Annotated in this window: 14 protein-coding genes; 10 read left to right on the top strand and 4 right to left on the bottom strand. The window is 45.6% G+C overall.

Features of this window, described 5'->3' with window-relative positions:
• Nucleotides 1-13: 13 nt before the first annotated feature.
• Both HGH47_RS06695 and lepB read right to left on the bottom strand, forming a co-directional pair.
• Nucleotides 14-1,171, bottom strand: a complete 1,158-nt coding sequence (locus tag HGH47_RS06695) for a coproporphyrinogen-III oxidase family protein (protein WP_432911177.1) — start codon at nt 1,169-1,171, stop codon at nt 14-16.
• A gap of 9 nt (nt 1,172-1,180) precedes the next feature.
• Nucleotides 1,181-1,894, bottom strand: coding sequence for a signal peptidase I (lepB, locus tag HGH47_RS06690; protein ID WP_432911174.1), 714 nt, complete (start codon nt 1,892-1,894; stop codon nt 1,181-1,183).
• Between the two features lie 122 nt (nt 1,895-2,016).
• On the opposite strand from lepB, the gene smpB reads away from it, so the two are divergent.
• The 9 genes from smpB (at nt 2,017) to HGH47_RS06645 (ending at nt 11,422) form a co-directional block, all read left to right on the top strand.
• Nucleotides 2,017-2,481, top strand: coding sequence for an SsrA-binding protein SmpB (smpB, locus tag HGH47_RS06685; RefSeq protein WP_432911244.1), 465 nt, complete (start codon nt 2,017-2,019; stop codon nt 2,479-2,481).
• A 9-nt stretch (nt 2,482-2,490) separates the two neighbouring features.
• Nucleotides 2,491-3,345, top strand: coding sequence for a TP0183 family DNA metabolism protein (locus tag HGH47_RS06680; protein ID WP_432911171.1), 855 nt, complete (start codon nt 2,491-2,493; stop codon nt 3,343-3,345).
• Nucleotides 3,346-3,351: 6 nt separating this feature from the next.
• A complete protein-coding gene (locus HGH47_RS06675) occupies nt 3,352-5,481 on the top strand; it encodes an ATP-dependent DNA helicase (protein ID WP_432911168.1) in 2,130 nt (709 codons plus the stop codon).
• Between the two features lie 10 nt (nt 5,482-5,491).
• Nucleotides 5,492-6,244 (top strand): lysophospholipid acyltransferase family protein, encoded by a 753-nt coding sequence (locus HGH47_RS06670; RefSeq protein WP_212566267.1) that lies wholly within the window; start codon nt 5,492-5,494, stop codon nt 6,242-6,244.
• 164 nt (nt 6,245-6,408) lie between these two features.
• Entirely contained in the window at nt 6,409-7,083 is a 675-nt protein-coding gene (locus HGH47_RS06665) for a DUF2259 domain-containing protein (protein ID WP_212566268.1), read from the top strand.
• Between the two features lie 63 nt (nt 7,084-7,146).
• A complete protein-coding gene (locus tag HGH47_RS06660; RefSeq protein ID WP_432911163.1) occupies nt 7,147-7,800 on the top strand; it encodes a hypothetical protein in 654 nt (217 codons plus the stop codon).
• A gap of 46 nt (nt 7,801-7,846) precedes the next feature.
• On the top strand, nt 7,847-9,988 hold the full coding sequence (locus HGH47_RS06655; RefSeq protein ID WP_432911161.1) for a methyl-accepting chemotaxis protein: 2,142 nt from the start codon (nt 7,847-7,849) through the stop codon (nt 9,986-9,988).
• On the top strand, nt 9,985-10,707 hold the full coding sequence (locus HGH47_RS06650; protein ID WP_432911158.1) for a YkgJ family cysteine cluster protein: 723 nt from the start codon (nt 9,985-9,987) through the stop codon (nt 10,705-10,707). Before HGH47_RS06655 ends, HGH47_RS06650 begins: the two co-directional genes overlap by 4 nt.
• Nucleotides 10,708-10,720: 13 nt before the next feature.
• Nucleotides 10,721-11,422, top strand: coding sequence for a shikimate kinase (locus tag HGH47_RS06645; protein ID WP_432911155.1), 702 nt, complete (start codon nt 10,721-10,723; stop codon nt 11,420-11,422).
• On the opposite strand, the gene HGH47_RS06640 is transcribed toward HGH47_RS06645, so the two are convergent.
• Entirely contained in the window at nt 11,419-13,317 is a 1,899-nt protein-coding gene (locus HGH47_RS06640) for a hypothetical protein (protein WP_432911152.1), read from the bottom strand. The genes HGH47_RS06645 and HGH47_RS06640 overlap by 4 nt on opposite strands.
• 195 nt (nt 13,318-13,512) lie before the next feature.
• Between HGH47_RS06640 and HGH47_RS06635 the strand changes: the two genes are divergently transcribed.
• Nucleotides 13,513-15,600 (top strand): methyl-accepting chemotaxis protein, encoded by a 2,088-nt coding sequence (locus HGH47_RS06635; RefSeq protein WP_432911149.1) that lies wholly within the window; start codon nt 13,513-13,515, stop codon nt 15,598-15,600.
• Nucleotides 15,601-15,658: 58 nt separating this feature from the next.
• Here the strand turns inward: HGH47_RS06635 and HGH47_RS06630 are convergent, their stop codons facing one another.
• Nucleotides 15,659-16,081: a V-type ATP synthase subunit K gene (locus tag HGH47_RS06630; RefSeq protein ID WP_432911146.1), complete on the bottom strand. Its 423-nt coding sequence runs from the start codon at nt 16,079-16,081 to the stop codon at nt 15,659-15,661.
• Between the last annotated feature and the right edge of the window lie 91 nt (nt 16,082-16,172).

Raw genomic sequence — 16,172 nt, 5'->3', positions numbered from 1 at the left:
TTCCGGCAGGTTGTTATTTTGCATCCAATTCCGAAAGCGCATCGACTAAAAAACGGTTCAGAAATAACATACCATCTTCCGTAAGATATACGCGGTTAGGTTCGATGCGGCACTGCCTACGTTTTTCCCAGCGGCTGAGGGTATTGCCGATAAAGGCGGTAATATCAGCGCCGAACCGCCGTGCAAATGCCGACCGGTTAATCCCTTCCGAAAGCCGGAAACCCATCAACAACACCTCTTCCAAAAAGGTATTTCGGTCGATATGTTCGTATGAATATACCGAAAGGCGGTCGGCTGCGGTCATCCATTTATCGATATCTTTACTTCCTTCAAAACGCTCCGCTGCGATAAATTTGCCGCCAGTATCTTCATGTATCAGAGTTCCGCATGCAGCCGGGCCGATGCCGGCGTATGGTTCCATATTCCAATAGATTTGATTATGAAGGGAACGGTGCTTATCCTGATACGAAAAATTCGACACCTCATACCGGATATACCCGTTTTCGGCTAAAAGCGCGGTATTCTCTCGTAAAAGCTCGGAAATAAAATCTTCACGGGCTTCCGGAAGCGGCGCTTCGCTGCACAGTCCGTAGAGGGAGAGGTGATCGATGCGGTAGTCTATCAGTCGCCGCACATCGCCGGAAAGGCTCGCCGCAGTCTGTCCGGTCAATCCCGCAATTAAATCGCAGGAAAGTTCACCCTGCCATCGGCGTTTTATTGTCTCCAAAGCTGTTATCGTTTTTTCTTTTGAACCGCGGCGTCCGTTTACGGCCAGTACATCGTTATCAAAAGTTTGTACGCCGATGGAAAGCCGGTTGATGCCGCTTTCGCTGCAAACTGCAAGCCATTCGGGATGAATATCTTCGGGATTTGCTTCTATCGTAAATTCTTGAACCGGCAGATGTTGCTCTTTACGGATACCGGCCGCGAGGGTGCTAATATCATCAGGGTGCAGCAGCGAAGGTGTACCGCCGCCGATATAGACGGTTTTCCATGATTCAATAGCAGAGCGCTCTTTAAAAAAGCGGACATCCTGCAAGAGCCGTTCGATAAATTGAGGATGAGGATGATAAGGATGAAAATCCGCCTTTTGCGTTATCGAGTAAAAATCGCAGTACCGGCATTTTTGTGTGCAGAATGGAATATGAATGTAAAGACCGGAAGGTTTCACGATTTCAGCTTAAAAAAGCGAAATATGAGAAAACGGCCAATACCGCATCACTATGCGTCCTTTGATCTGCTTAGTTGCCTGTAACGGCCCCCAGAGGCGGGAATCGCTTGAGGCAATCCGGTTGTCGCACAATACGAAATATTCCCCTTCTTTGAGGGTAATTTCGGGGTAAGCGCCTGAAAACGGCAGTGATGTATCCCAGTTTTCCGGAAGGGATTCGATTTTAACATTGTAGTCGTTTTGCGCTACTTCAAACTCTGTTAAAAAATGGTTGTCGTTTTTTGTTTTAATGTGCAGTACAAAACCTTCCATATATATAGTATCGCCGGGGACGCCTACAACGCGTCGGATAAAAGGTTTTGCTTGCGCCGGCTGAATGGATGCAAAGGGATTGATTAACTGAAAGGTAAAAAAAGCGACAACCTTTTGTGCCGTTTTTCCAAGGAAACTTTGATGCGGTCTTTCAATCGGTTCAACCGTTACCAGTGCGCCTCGTTCGATATCTTTTTGAGTGGTATAAAAAGGAACGGTAATAACCATATCACCGGAAGAAAAAGTCGGCTGCATTGTATCCGCTTGAATGCGGTACGTGGTGATAATATATGAACTGATAAGCTGATATATGATAAAAATTAAGAAAGTAATAAAACAGATGCGGAGTATTTTGAAACGTTTGACCCGCCGTTCAGTGTATGAAGTAAATTTGTACCGTTGAAAAAACATAAAAAACCTATTTTACCAGTGATGCCACATATTTGAAGAATGATATCGGAATACCTTTTGGAGATACAGTACCATTTTGTTTCCACGTTGACAAGTATTTTCAGATGAATATAATGAGTTTAATGGACGGAGAGCCGATAAAAATTATCGCAAAAAATAAAAAGGCGCATTTTGACTATTCTATTGAAGAAACAATTGAATGCGGGATTGCGCTGCAAGGTACCGAAATAAAATCGGTGCGGGACGGGCGAATTTCATTTCCCGACTCGTTTGCCGAAATTATGAGGAATGAGGTATGGCTGAAGAATTTTCATATTTCGGAATATGTGTATTCTTCAATATTTAACCATGATCCCGACCGTCCTAAGAAACTGCTGTTGCATAAGGATGAAATTAAGCGCTTAACCCGAAAAACGGAAGAAAAAGGCTATACGCTTATTCCGCTTGAATTTTATTTAAAACGGGGGCGGATTAAAGTCATGCTCGGCATCTGTAAAGGGAAAAAGCAGTTTGATAAACGAGCCGACATAAAGGAGCGGGATATTAAGCGGGATATGCAACGGGAACTGCAGCTAAAAAACAGGTGATAACGAGCAATGAAATACAGAGGAACCAAGAAAGTATATATAGCGCTTCTCCTTCTGCTTATCAGCCTGCCGCAGGTGGTTTCGGCACTGCCGGGCGTTGCCGTCTACCAATTACAAGCTCCTACAATATCCGAGCAAACCGCTCAAACGGTCGATAATCTTGTCTTTTCTTTTATTAAAGAACTTAAAACCTATACTATCTTTGACTTGCGTAAGGCTCCCGTACCGGCTGATTTCCCCAATGATACGGCTATTGATTATATTTTTTTCGGCGCCTTGGAAGAAGTACCGGAAGGCATTAAACTTGAACTCATTTTGAAAGGACGAACAGAGCAGCTGACGCGAATCATCTCAAAAGTATACGATAATGTAAACAAAATTTTGCTTGATTCCCGGCTGTTAGTGTTCAACCTCTTTGACTTTTCGGTTCCGCTGGAACAGCTTGCCCGTTCTCTGCCGCAAACTGAGCAGAATACGGAGTTCGGATATATCGAAACCGTTGATTCGCTCGCCGGTTCATGGAAGGGGGAGCCGGGGCTCGACCGTGTGATGATCTTGCGCGGCGGTCGCGGAATGGCGGTATTTTCAAGCGGTGTGTCCGTCTCGCTCGATTTAAAAATCGACAACGGCTACTTGCTGGTAACGCAAAAAGGCAGTTTGCAGCCCCGTCAATTCCTCAATTTACCCGATGAAATTGCCCGTCAGGCAGTACAAAAAACCAATCCTCCGCAGTGGCGCTTTTTGGTATCCCCCGATAAAAAAATTCTTTCAGGCACAAAGGTTGATGCACAGATTCAATACAATGAAACAGCTATTATCAGCGTTAAATACGATACCGCAACGGTAGAATGGCTGCGCGATTAAGCCTTTATGCACTACGAAGATGAAGCGGAGGAACGAGTATACCACCGCCTTAATGCCGATACAATAGCAGGCTATCTTGAAGAAACCGGTAGCTTTGCCTCTTTTTTTGACCGCTATGAAGAACGCCCGTCACAGCTCGATCTTATCCGCGCAATAACCCATTGTTTTAACGATAGCGCAATCGGTGTTTTTGAAGCGGGAACCGGCGTCGGGAAGAGTTTAGCGTACTTGCTGCCTGCCTTTGAATGGGCGCTTGCAAACAAAGTTCGTATTGTCATCTCCACCGGTACCATCAATTTGCAGCATCAGCTCATCGATAAGGATGTTCCCGACGCCTTAAAAATACTCGGTGTATGCGGCGAACAATCGGAACAGCCGCAGGCGGTGCTCATTAAGGGGCGGCAAAATTACCTCTGCTTGCGGCGGCTCATGCAAACGGTACAGGAGCCGGATCTCTTTAATCATGAGGCGGAAGAACTGGCAACTATCCAAAAATGGGCGCAAACAAGCAAAGACGGCGCCCGATCCGAACTCCCGTTTATGCCTACCGCAGGGCTGTGGTCAAAGATTTGTTCCGAATCGGATAACTGTCTTGGGCAGCGCTGCCCTTTTTATACCGACTGCTTTGTGATGAAGCTGCGCAAAAAGGCGGAAAAGGCGGCGCTCTTAATTGTTAATCACCATCTGCTCTTTGCCGATCTCGCCAGCAGAAAAGAAGGTGCAGGGTACGATTCAACTGCTGTTCTGCCGCCCTTTAACGCAATCATCTTTGACGAGGCTCATACGATTGAAGAGTCGGCAAGCGGATTTTTTTCCCGTACCTTTTCCCGCTATGATTTAACCCGCTGTATTACGACACTTTCCCGCACTAAAAAAGGGAAAGCTGCAGGCTGTATCGAAAAAATCACTGCTGTTTCTACTAAAGCCGAGTTGATGCCCGCTATTATCGCGGCTCTTGCAAAAACGCAAGCGGCTTATTCCGTATTGGAGGCACGGGCGCTCTCGTTTTGCGGGAATGTGAGTAGTCTCGGTTTTACACAGGTTCCGGCATCGAAGACGGTGGCGCTGCTTGCCGCGTGCAAGGATTTTTACGCGGAGCTGAATATCCTCAATGTCAAGCTCGCAGTGCTGATTACCAATGCCGAACCCGATGAAGGTTCTCCGTATGAAGAAGCGGTGCGGGAAGGTTCGCTCGCGCTGCACCGGCTGCAAGATATTTCCGAAACGCTCGAAAATTTTTTCCGATGGAAGGAACTACCGGATTTTGTCTTTTGGATAGAAAAATACCAAAGCCCTGCGGGGGAAGTTCCCTACTTTAATCAAACGCCGGTGGATATGTCGGGTTTGCTGCGGCAGGCGGTATTCACCCCCTTCGATACCGTCATTGCCCTTTCCGCAACGCTGAAAATCGGCACGAGCTTTTCGTATTGGCTGGGCAGGGTCGGCCTGCATCCTTTTTCCGACAAGCCGGTACGCACCGGTACCTTTGAATCGCCTTTTCCGTACGACAAAAATGTGCTCTTGAATATTCCGACCGATGCGCCCGCCCCTGATGATGAGCAGTTTCAGCAATTCGTAAATATCGCCGTTACCAAATTGATTGAGATGACCGGAGGAAAAACGCTTGTCCTGTTTACTTCTTACGAGTCGTTAAAACAAACCTGTGCGTACGCCCGCACGCAGTTGCCCGATATGGAGCTGTTACAGCAGGGAGAGGACGACCGCAGCCGCCTGTTGCAAAAATTTAAGGAACATATCGAAAGCAGCTTATTCGCGACCGCATCGTTTTGGGCAGGCATCGACGTACCGGGAGAGGCGCTCAGCCATGTCATTTTGGTAAAACTGCCCTTTGCCGTGCCGAGTGCGCCGCTGTTCCGCGCCCGTGCCGATGCCATCGAAAAAAGAGGCGGCAGCTCGTTTATGCAGTTAAGCGTCCCCGAAGCGGTCGTACAATTCCGGCAGGGCTTCGGCCGCCTGATGCGCTCGCAAACCGACCGCGGTATTGTAACGCTGCTTGATAAGCGCGCACTCGTTAAACAGTATGGTCGGATTTTTATTGACAGTATTCCCAAAACCAAGCAATGCTTTGCATCTTTAGAAGAAATAGTCTATACTGTCGAAAACTTTTTGTATTGATAGGATCTTTATGCTGGGTATTTTTTGTATTATATGCTGTGTCGGCGCTTTAGCCGGATGGGCGTTATTAAACCGTATTGCATACACCGTATACCGGCCGTGGTGTAAAAAAATCAATGCACATATTTCAACCGTTATCGCTCACCGTATCTTTTCAATCTTTTCCGCTTACCTTAATTTCCGTTTTAAAGGCGACTATACTCTTGTGCCGCAGTTGCCGGAGCAATATTTGCTGATTTCCAACCATCAGAGTATTTTGGATATTGTTGTGTATATGAACTATCTCGGCGGAAAACGGGTTCGTTTTGTTGCGAAAAAAGAACTTGCAGACCATGTGCCGTTAGTTTCCGTTATGCTAAAAAGCGACGAGCATTGCCTTGTACGGCGTACCGGCAGCCCCAGCCAAGCGATGCAGGCAATGGATTTATTTGCACAACGGGTGGTGCGTAATAATTGGATACCTATCCTCTTTCCCGAAGGTACCCGCTCAAAAAACGGCGAAGTCGGGACTTTTCATTCGGCAGGATTCCGGCGGTTTTTATCCAAAGCGCCTATGCCGGTCGTTGTTGCTGCGGTTGACGGCGGATGGAATATCTCTTCGATAACCCGGATGGCAACAAACTTGCGCGGCGGTTCTTATCGTGTAAAAGCGCTTAAAATATATCCTGCGCCTACCACAAAAGAAGCGCAATTAAAAGTTTTGGAAGAAAGCAAAGAACTGATACAGGAGCAGCTTACAGTCTGGCGGCAGCCGGGTAAGTAAGTAATGGATAATGGATAATTTGTAGTTTCTTTAATTGGTAAGTGATTTCGATTACTTTGAACAAGACAAAGTTCTTGTTTGGTTTCTCCTTTTTAAAGTTTGCTTTTTATATTCCGATAAAGGTATAGAACCATTTTACGCATCCTTTATGTGCAGGAGTTGTTATGCGAAAACTTTATACCATAATTGTTATGGCGGTCTTGGCGGCTGCCGTTTATGCAGGAGACATTGCAAACTTTGTGAATTTAGGCTTTTCTGCCGATGGAAGCAAGTTCGCTTTCGGCCAATACGGTTTACAGGATAAAACCTATCGTGCTTATGCTGAAATTTATGCTGTCGATGTAGGCGGCAATACCTTTCTCCCCAACGGTATTTTCAGGACATCGCCCTCAAAGCAGACAGAAGGCAAAGAGAGTAAATCGACCTTCCTTGCGCTGCAGAATAGAGCGCAAGTTTCTCTGAGTAAATGGGGCATTTCCGAAACACGGCAGGGACGAGTTCTTTATGTGCAGACAGAAGCAACGGAAGGGAATCAGACATTGTTCTTCCGCGACTTCCAAACAAGCGATGAGTACACGGTTGTGCTGAATACGACACAAAAATCAAAAACAGAAAGTTCATTCTATTTAACGGTAGAAAAAACAAAACCGAACGGAACCAAGGTAAAAAAAGATGTCGGCCGTCCCGATTATGTCAGAAGCGGTGTTAAAAATTATGCCGTTAAAAAGATATTGATGGATGACTCCTCGCGTGCTATTATTTTTATTATTGAAAAAAAAGAATATTCCGCTGCGGGTGATTCCTTCCGCTATATGGTTGAGGCAACCTTAATCGAATAGGAGTGCAGATAAAAGGCGGTTCCGCTATTTGATTTTTTATTTATTCGGTATATACTGGTAGCTATGAGTACTGATATACTGATAACAGACGATCGTTTAAATTTTTCGTTAAGCTTAGCTGATTTTTTACGGGTACAGGGTCAGCGTGTAATCGTTATTTCCGATGCCGAACGGACAAAAGAAAAAAAAACGGAGAATACGATAGGTCCTGTGCTATTATGGAACCGCCAATCCGTATTTTCTCTTCAATCTTTACCACTTCAATTTAAAACGTTACAGTTGAATATTGAAACTGCACTGCTGATCTTCGATGCACCGGCATATACCGAATTATATTCCAATACCGGTGTGTTGCATGCCGACAAGATCGTTACCGAATTGATTACTGCAAATATACAGTTGGTCTATACATTTATGCGGTATTTTATTCATAAAAAATCCGGAAAATTAATATTCGTACATCGGGATGTCTCTCCTTCATGCGGGAATATACCGGTTGCCGCTGCTTCCGGGGCATTTGTAAGGATGGCGGAGGCAAGTGTGGCAACGCTTGCACAGGAAGAAAATGCTCTTTTGCAAACAATGCTTGTTCGCCTTGAGGGAGAAGACAATGCGCTTTATACCGAATGGTTGGCTGCACAAATAAACCAGCCTGCGTTATCGCGTATGCCCGGCAAATGGATTAAAGCAGGGCAGCGAGGATTATTTGGAAAATAGGTCCCTTCATTTAAGTATTTTTTAATTGTTATTGAGGAGAGAAAAAATGGATACGAGAAAAAAGAATATGTCCCTGCGTACTAAAATTTTGGTTGCCGGTGTCGTTACGTTGTGTGTTTTGATAATATGCGCCTGTGCCATAATCGGCTTTCAAGTATATCAACTGAATATACGGCAATATGACCAAACTTCATCTCAGCAGTTTTCGCTTATAGAGCAAATGATCAACCTGTTTATGCAAAATAATAAAAACACGGTAAAAATGCTTGCAGACCATCCTACGGTACAGGCCGCCGATGAAACAATTAATAGCTATATGTCTGCAAAACAAGACGTTATCGTAAAAAATACGCAAAAAGGCAGTACGGAACAAGCAATGGTAACGCTGTTTAAGCGCATTCATGGAAGTTATCCCGATACTGCGGAAGTATATTTCGGATCAAAATGGGGCGGCTATGCAACCTCTTGGGATGGGAGTATGAGCGCCGGTTATGATCCTCGGAAGCGTTCATGGTACCGACAAGCAGAAGCTGCCGACGGCGATACCATTGTAACACCCGCTTATATGTCAACAATAGGTGCGTCTGTTATCTGTTTTTCTCGGCGAGTATTATCACCGGCAAAAGAATTTATTGGATGTGTGAGTGTTGAGGTAAAACTTGAGCAACTTACTTCTTTTATTGATTCGATAAAGGTCGGCAAGACAGGATATGTAATGTTGTTTCAAAATGATGGTACTATTTTAGCTGATCCGATGCATCGGGATTTAGTGTTTACAAAGCTGGATGACACCGGTAATCAATATCTTAAAAACTTTCAAAATGCCGGTACCAAAGCGGAAGTTGTTACTATTGATAATATTCAATGGCGGGTACGAGCCTTTTCAATCGATGAATTGGGATGGAAAATAGCGATATTGGTGCAAAATAGTGAAATATTGGAAAGTTTTTACCGAATTGTTATTAGCATGGCTGCCGTTGGAACGGGGATGCTGATTATATTTTTCTGGCTTATTTTCTGGGTCTCCAGACGTCTAAAAGGGTATTTTCGAAAGTTGCAGCTCATCTTTACAAAAATGGCATCCGGCGATCTGACAGGGCGATTTTATATTAAGAAAAATGATGAAATAGGTCGTTTGATGATCGATTTTAATACGACAATGGATAAAGTTGCCGGTATGATTAATTCGCTTATCCATGAATCGAAGACGATGCAGCATGTGGGAGATGATCTTTACAATAATATGGCTGAAACGGCAAGTGCGATAAACGAAATTAGTGCAAATGTAGAAAGTATTAAACGGCAAGCGAAAACTCAAGCTTCAAGTGTTCAAAAAACGGGCAATGTTGTTGAAAACATTATTGAACAAATTCAAGAACTTGATACAGACATTACAGTACAAGCAAATGCCGTTACCCAGTCTTCCTCTGCAGTTGAAGAAATGGCTGCAAATATCGTTACTATTACGCAAACGCTTGAAAAGAATAATGATTTGATAAAAGAGATGTATTCGATGACCCGTGATGGGAAAAATGGCGCTAAAACGGCAAACTCGGTAGCTCAGCAAATAGCGGAACGCTCGGATGCGCTTTTGGAAGCGAGTGTGATTATTCAGAATATTGCAAGTCAGACAAACTTGCTCGCAATGAATGCTGCTATCGAAGCCGCACATGCGGGAGAAACCGGAAAAGGCTTTGCGGTTGTTGCCGATGAAATCCGTAAACTTGCGGAAGAATCAAATGAACAAGGAAAGCAAATCGGCGGTGTTCTGAAAGAGTCTATCGAAATCATTCGTACTCTGATAACTGCCGGTAACGGCGCCGAACAGACCTTTGATAAAGTATATGAACTAGCAACCCAAATTTCCGATCAGGAAGACTTTATTACACGTTCTATGCAAGATCAGATGAATGCGAATAAAGAAGTATTGAGTGCGATTAAAGATATCAATATTACCACTACTACGGTAAAAGCCGGTTCGTCAGAAATGCTTTCGGGTAGTGGAGAAGTTGCGCAGGAGATGAATAAACTGGACGGATTGACTCAGGTTATTACCAACAGCATGGACGAAATGTCTGCCGGTACTATTCAAATAAATAATGCTGTGGTAGAAGTAAATGATCTGGTACAAAAAAATAAAGAGAGTATCGAAATATTAGCGAATAAGGTAAAAGAATTTACGGTATGATAAAAGAAGCAGAAAAATTTGCGGGTACTGTGATCTATAATCTTTTGACGGCAGTTGATTCGTTGTATAATGATATAGACGCAGATCAAAAAATATGGAAGGCAAAGAGTCCTATGCACTGCCCTGACGGCTGCGGCAGCTGTTGCGTTCATTTTGAACCTGAAGTATACGAGGCGGAAGCCTTATATCTTGCAGCCTGGATGATGGAAAATCAAACTGAGCGGGCTGACCGTATTGCGGAAGCGGACACTGATACTTTTATCGGAGGCGACGGCTGCGTTCTGTTTGACCCAGAAAGCCCGCACCACTGCACGGTATACAAAGGTAGATGCTTGATATGCCGCTTATTCGGCTTTTCGGGAGACCACGGTAAAGACGGTACTATCCGCTGGAAGCCGTGCAAGTATATGCAGCCGTCCGGAATCGCCGGTAATGCAGCACACGGAATTTCCGGTACCCCTGTCGACGGGACGGATATGGTGCAAGATGTCCAAACGGGGCGCCAGTATGGGCAGGAAGAGATGATGCGGTTATTCGGGGCTGTTCCGCCGTACATGGGCGCCGCTTCGTCAAGTCTTTTGGCGCTGAATCCTGATGATACGCATCCCCGTCCGCTGCGGATTGCGCTCCCCGCTGCAATTAAAAAGCTGAAAATGCTATTGCGCTTTATCACGCCGCCCGAACCCGATTGTCCTTCACCGTGTCCGTTAAGCGCCTAGCACTGCCGCTATCGTGAACTTCGTGATACTTTTAGGCTTGAGCCATGCAGGGAAGACCTCCGTAGGGCGGCTCCTTGCCGAACAGCTCAGGCTTCCCTTTTATGATACCGATGAGCGTATCTGTATCCGCACCGGCTTAACGCCGCGGGAACTTTGCCGTCAAGCTGGTTTATCCGCCCTACACGCTGCGGAAGCCGCCTCCTTGCGTGAATGCTGCTCTTTACATGCCTGCTGCGGCGATGCCCCAGCAGCCGAGTTATGGCAGTATTCCACACCTGAGTTGCAGTTATCCACGGTCGAGCCGTCACAGCAACTAATGCCTCTGCCGCTGCGAACCGACGGCGCTGCTGAGAACGGGCAGGGTACAGCAGCCGAAAACGGCGCTGTCATCGCTGCAGGCGGCGGTATCTGCGATAACACGGAAGCGTCCGCTATCATTGCGGCGATACCGCTGCGGGTATTCCTCTACGCAACGGAGGCGGCGCTTTTTGAACGCTTAACACACGATGCGCTGCAAACAGGCTATTATCCCGCATTCTTACACTTCCTACCTGTTGACCAAAAAGCGGAAGCTCAACAGCTGTTTACCGAATTGTATACGCGCCGCACCGAACTGTACCGCAAAAGCAGCAATCTCATCATCGATACGACCGACTTGGATTGCGCTGCCGTTGCTCAGAAGATTGTAGCCTCATTATTCTGCGGACGCGGCTAAAAAGTAGCTGATACGTTTGCCGCTCGAATCTGATATACAAGTTTAACATCGTAATACGGCTTTTCGTTTTTCACCGACACTTCAAGTTTGCCGGAATGTACTTTTCCGATACCATTTCGCTTAAAACTGACATACACGCCGCCGCCGTACACGGGACATTGCAAATATATAAGGCGTTCTTTCTTATTTTCTTCTTTTCGTATTGCTTGAGAAAACGAACCGTTGATACCGCAAAAAACGCCGTCAGTAATGCAAAAACTGCTATTTGCATAGGCGGTGTATTTTTTCAAGATAAACGGATTGGCACTTTTGTCCTGCATTTCAACCGAAGCCCCGACGGCAGCTTTTTGGAACCATTGAACGCCGCTAAACCATTTCGGCTTACTTACGCATGTTAGTTCCGTTTTAAGCGTATGTAGCTCATTGCGGTAATCCCAGCTCGCCTTCCAGCGGACAACCTTATGTTTTACTTGCACGGTGAGTCCGCCGTTATGCACTATTGTCTTGTCTTCCATATTAAAGGCATAGAGCACGAACAACGAAAAAATCCCGACTTTAAAGTGCGGCTGAATAAAAGCGGTAACTTGTTCGTTTTGCTGTTTTCCATCCCAGTTAACGGCATGCGCTCCGGTATAGCTGCCGCCGGTTCGTATACCCGCATACCGGTACCAAGCATCGATTTCGGCTTGTACCGCACCGGAAACGGTTTTGTCTGCCGCATAGCTGCAAAAACCGATCGTTGAAAACGAGACAATCGGATGGGTAAAAACGGCATTCAGACCGAAAAGCGTGTGATAGCGTTGCCGTGTATATTCGCCGTTTATATCTAAGGATGTATTTGGAGTACCGGCCGGTTGACCCGCAGAAGCGCCTCCTCCTGCAGACTGTGCGGTAGATGTTTTTACCTCTCTAATCAATTCCGGCATAAAAGCAGTAAGGTATTGAACGGCAAAGTTGATATCAGCTTTTTTTCGATTCATACGCCAGCCGCCCATAATGCCGTAGCGCATCCGCTGCTTCTTTGGCTCGGGGCTTGCAAAAAAAGCTCCGTTCCATCCGCCGCCGTATACTTCAATCCCATATTGAATGGCTTTCTGTGCACTCCCGATACCGATAAACTGTTCTCGAGGGAATTTAAACCCGCCGTAGCTTGCCTTCGTTTTGGAATAATCGGTAAAGTTCGCGGCTTTTAAGAAACTGTCAAAGGTTAGGTTACCTGCGCCGAGGAACAGCGTCGGAATAGGCTTTTCAGGAAAAGAAGACTGCAGCGCTGCAAGCGGATACAGTCCAACACCGAAATTTCTCACCGAAAGTTCAAAGTAGGGTACGGTCATCGGCGATTCAAGTTGTAAATAGCCGATGTAGCCGCGGCCGCTGATTCCGGTGGAAATCCGTGCTCCTTTGCGAACGCTGTGCGTATATCGAAAAAAATAATCGCGTTCCGATACGGGAGTGCCGGTATTTGCTGCATTGCCTTTTTGCAGGTTTGATACGGCAGCTGCTGTAGTGGCTTGATCTTTAGTTTCTTCGTTAGCCTGCTGTCCGTCCGCTGTTTCCGATTGTTGTCCGGCGCTGCCTGTTTCCGGTTTAGCATCCGTACTGTTCGGTTGCCGTTTACCGCTTCCGGCTTCCGCACCGGTTTCGGGAGCTTGCTCCGAATCGTATTCCCTCTCCGTCTCGGTGTCGGAATCCTCATCGGAATCTTCATTGGAGTATTCATCGATATCGTATTCCTCGCCGTTTTGTAGACCGAATATAAAACGGTCATTGGTTAGACAGTCAAAAAGCGATTGCTGTCCGTGGACTTGCATAGAAACGCATCCGAAGAGGGTAACAAACATACACAATAGGGTCGGCATACGCTTGATGCCGTAATAAAATCTTGTAAGGTTCATACCTCTTTTATGCGACATCAACGGCGTTTCGGCTAATAATTTTTATGCTTTTTGAAAAAAAGTTAAAAAATATGCGGATGCTGGAAGTTTTTTGATAATTGACATAATATATGTAGATAATGATAATAAACGTTACGCAATTAATAATCGTTCTACCGCCTTACGGCCATATTCGTTTTAGTGTGAGGAAAAGCTATGAAGAAACAACTCGGTTTGCAAAAAAGATTGATTATTATTTTTGCAATATTTATTGTTACGGTATCAATTTTGCAGACCGTTTTAGCTGGCAGTATTGTCAGACGGTCAATTACCGCAAAAGTCATGGAGTTATTGCAAAACAAGGCGGTTACAACTGCTGAAAAAATCGATCATGAAATTTATGACCTTTCTTTCTGGTTGGAGGGCGTTGCCGATAGTCCCGTCCTATTTGATGAAAGTTTAAGTATTCAGAAACGGTTGCAAGAGATTGACTTCCTGATTAAACGGCAGTCGTCTGTAAAGAACTATGGTATGGCAGGGATGGACGGGAACCTTATTCGTGCTGATGGTAGCAGTTTCTTTTGCGGAAATCAATCGTGGTACAGTACGGTTATGAGCGGGACACCGTTTTTGTCCGAGCCTTTTCAAGCAGGCAAGGATCTTTTTCTCATCTCGTATGCAATTCCCATGTATGACAAGGATAAGCGGATTACCGGTTTCTTTTCAATCGATATCGACGGTCAATATCTTTCCGATATTTGTAAAACAGTTACTGTCGGTACGAGCGGTTCCGTCTTTATAGTTGGAATTAGTAGGAACATTATCGGTGATACCGATTTTAGCCGTGTTACTGCAAAAACGTCTATCACTGAGGCTGCGACTGACGATAAAGATATGGCTTCGTTATCTGCTCTTGTCGAATCGGTTTTTAACTCAAACGATGTTGTAAGCGGTTCAGGTTCGTATAACGGCGAAACTCAATTTGTTGTAGGAAAGAAGATGGAGACCGGTTGGGTAGTGATGCTGCGTGCTCCTGCAAAAGAGTTTTTAAGCGATGTTCGTACATTGAATCGTTGGATGTATTTGATCGGGATAGCAATGCTAATTATCGCTGCTGTCGTAGTGTATTGGTTGTCGCACCGGATTATCGGGCCGATTGTACGTGTAGCCACTGCATTAAAAGATATTGCACAGGGAGAAGGCGATCTAACCGTCAGCTTACCGGTAACCGGTCTGGACGAAATTCGCAATCTTTCCGAGTATTTTAATGAAACAATCGGGAAGATTAGAACGGCAATTCAATCGGTTGATAAAAATGCCGGCGCAATGACAAAGATAGGCGACGAGCTTGCACAAAATATGTCCGAAACTGCCGGAGCGGCGAACGAAATCAGTACTCATATTGAGGATGTAAAACGAAAGATATTTACACAGGCTTCAAGTGTTACCGAAACTTCCGCGACCATCGAAGAAATTATCCAAACGATTAAACAGCTAAACGGCAGTATTGCAACTCAGGCTGCAAGCGTTGCGGAATCTTCTTCGGCGATTGAAGAAATGGTTGCCAATATCGCCTCGATTACCAAGACTTTGGAGCGAACCGATGAATCGATAAAGTCACTCGCCTCTGCTACTTCCGACGGAAAAGAAACGCTGCACAGCTCCAATGCCATTACGCAAAAAATTGCAGAAGAGTCGGGGAGCTTAATAGAGGCGAGTGGTGTTATTCAACACATTGCCAGTCAGACAAACCTGCTTGCAATGAATGCGGCAATCGAAGCTGCCCATGCCGGTGAGGCGGGAAAAGGTTTCGCGGTCGTCGCCGATGAGATCCGCAAGCTGGCCGAAGATTCGGCAACGCAGGGAAAAACTATTACAACGACGCTTAAACAGTTCGGTACGGAAATCGAAAGTCTCTCCGCTTCGGCTCATACCGTTGAAGAAAAATTCAATGTTATTTTTAATCTGTCGGAACAGGTTAAGATGATGAGTAATCAACTGACCGAGGCAATGCGCGAACAGGAAAATGCCAGTAGAGAAGTTCTTACTGCAATTAAGAATATCAATACGGTTACAGTTGAAGTTAACAGCGGTTCTTCGGAAATGCTGAAAGGCGGTGAAAAAGCTGCAAAGGAAATGGCGATACTTGACGACCTTACCCGTGTTATCACCGGCAGTATGGACGAAATGACCTCTGGTGCATCATATATCAATACATCCGTGCAGGAGGTCAATCAAATTACCCAGCGTAATAAAGAGAGTATCGCTGAGCTTGCTACCGAAGTGAGCAAGTTTAAAGTGTAAAGGCTTTAAAAAAACGGATTCCGGCATAAGCCGAAATCCGTTTTTTATCACCGCACTATTAGCAGTTAATCAGTCCGAAAACCATAACGAACAACGCGACGGTTTCGCAAAGACCGACAACGGTAATGTACTGACCGAAGCCCTTACCGGTTTCCGCCAACGCATCAGAACCTGCTGCGGAAGCCTTACCTTGTGCAATGGCGGAAGCGGCAATACCGAGACCGCACGCAACACCGACACCTAACAGGAACCACGGATCCGCTTGTGAACTAAGCATTTTGTTCATCAGCAAGAAGCCGTAAATGGTCTGCGTGAGCGGGGCACCTGCAAATGCGAGGAGGATGAAGGGAGCCGGTTTATTATTCAAATAACACCGCTTCCACGCTCCGATTGTGCCCTGTCCTGCGATAGCAAGCCCTAATGCCGATCCGAATGCCGAAATACCGAGTGCAGCTGCTGCACCAAACATACCAAAACTCATTGAAATCCTCCAAGTTTATACTAGACCAGTTCGATAACTTCGTTGTCGAACTGGTCGACGAGTTCAAAATCGCACAGATAGCACGATTTTG

Source organism: Treponema sp. OMZ 805 (assembly GCF_050937395.1).
Lineage (GTDB): Bacteria > Spirochaetota > Spirochaetia > Treponematales > Treponemataceae > Treponema.
The sequence above is the reverse complement of the archived record's forward strand: the minus strand, read 5'-3'. Positions and strand labels throughout refer to the sequence as shown.

What these genes read in the sequence shown, in the direction of transcription:
- HGH47_RS06675 (WP_432911168.1), top strand. Translation starts at nt 3,352, where the DNA reads ATGCACTACGAAGATGAAGCGGAGGAACGAGTATACCACCGCCTTAAT.
- HGH47_RS06630 (WP_432911146.1), bottom strand. Translation starts at nt 16,081, where the DNA reads ATGAGTTTTGGTATGTTTGGTGCAGCAGCTGCACTCGGTATTTCGGCA.
- lepB (WP_432911174.1), bottom strand. Translation starts at nt 1,894, where the DNA reads ATGTTTTTTCAACGGTACAAATTTACTTCATACACTGAACGGCGGGTC.
- HGH47_RS06670 (WP_212566267.1), top strand. Translation starts at nt 5,492, where the DNA reads ATGCTGGGTATTTTTTGTATTATATGCTGTGTCGGCGCTTTAGCCGGA.
- HGH47_RS06635 (WP_432911149.1), top strand. Translation starts at nt 13,513, where the DNA reads ATGAAGAAACAACTCGGTTTGCAAAAAAGATTGATTATTATTTTTGCA.
- HGH47_RS06655 (WP_432911161.1), top strand. Translation starts at nt 7,847, where the DNA reads ATGGATACGAGAAAAAAGAATATGTCCCTGCGTACTAAAATTTTGGTT.
- HGH47_RS06640 (WP_432911152.1), bottom strand. Translation starts at nt 13,317, where the DNA reads ATGAACCTTACAAGATTTTATTACGGCATCAAGCGTATGCCGACCCTA.
- HGH47_RS06680 (WP_432911171.1), top strand. Translation starts at nt 2,491, where the DNA reads ATGAAATACAGAGGAACCAAGAAAGTATATATAGCGCTTCTCCTTCTG.
- HGH47_RS06650 (WP_432911158.1), top strand. Translation starts at nt 9,985, where the DNA reads ATGATAAAAGAAGCAGAAAAATTTGCGGGTACTGTGATCTATAATCTT.
- HGH47_RS06665 (WP_212566268.1), top strand. Translation starts at nt 6,409, where the DNA reads ATGCGAAAACTTTATACCATAATTGTTATGGCGGTCTTGGCGGCTGCC.
- smpB (WP_432911244.1), top strand. Translation starts at nt 2,017, where the DNA reads ATGGACGGAGAGCCGATAAAAATTATCGCAAAAAATAAAAAGGCGCAT.
- HGH47_RS06660 (WP_432911163.1), top strand. Translation starts at nt 7,147, where the DNA reads ATGAGTACTGATATACTGATAACAGACGATCGTTTAAATTTTTCGTTA.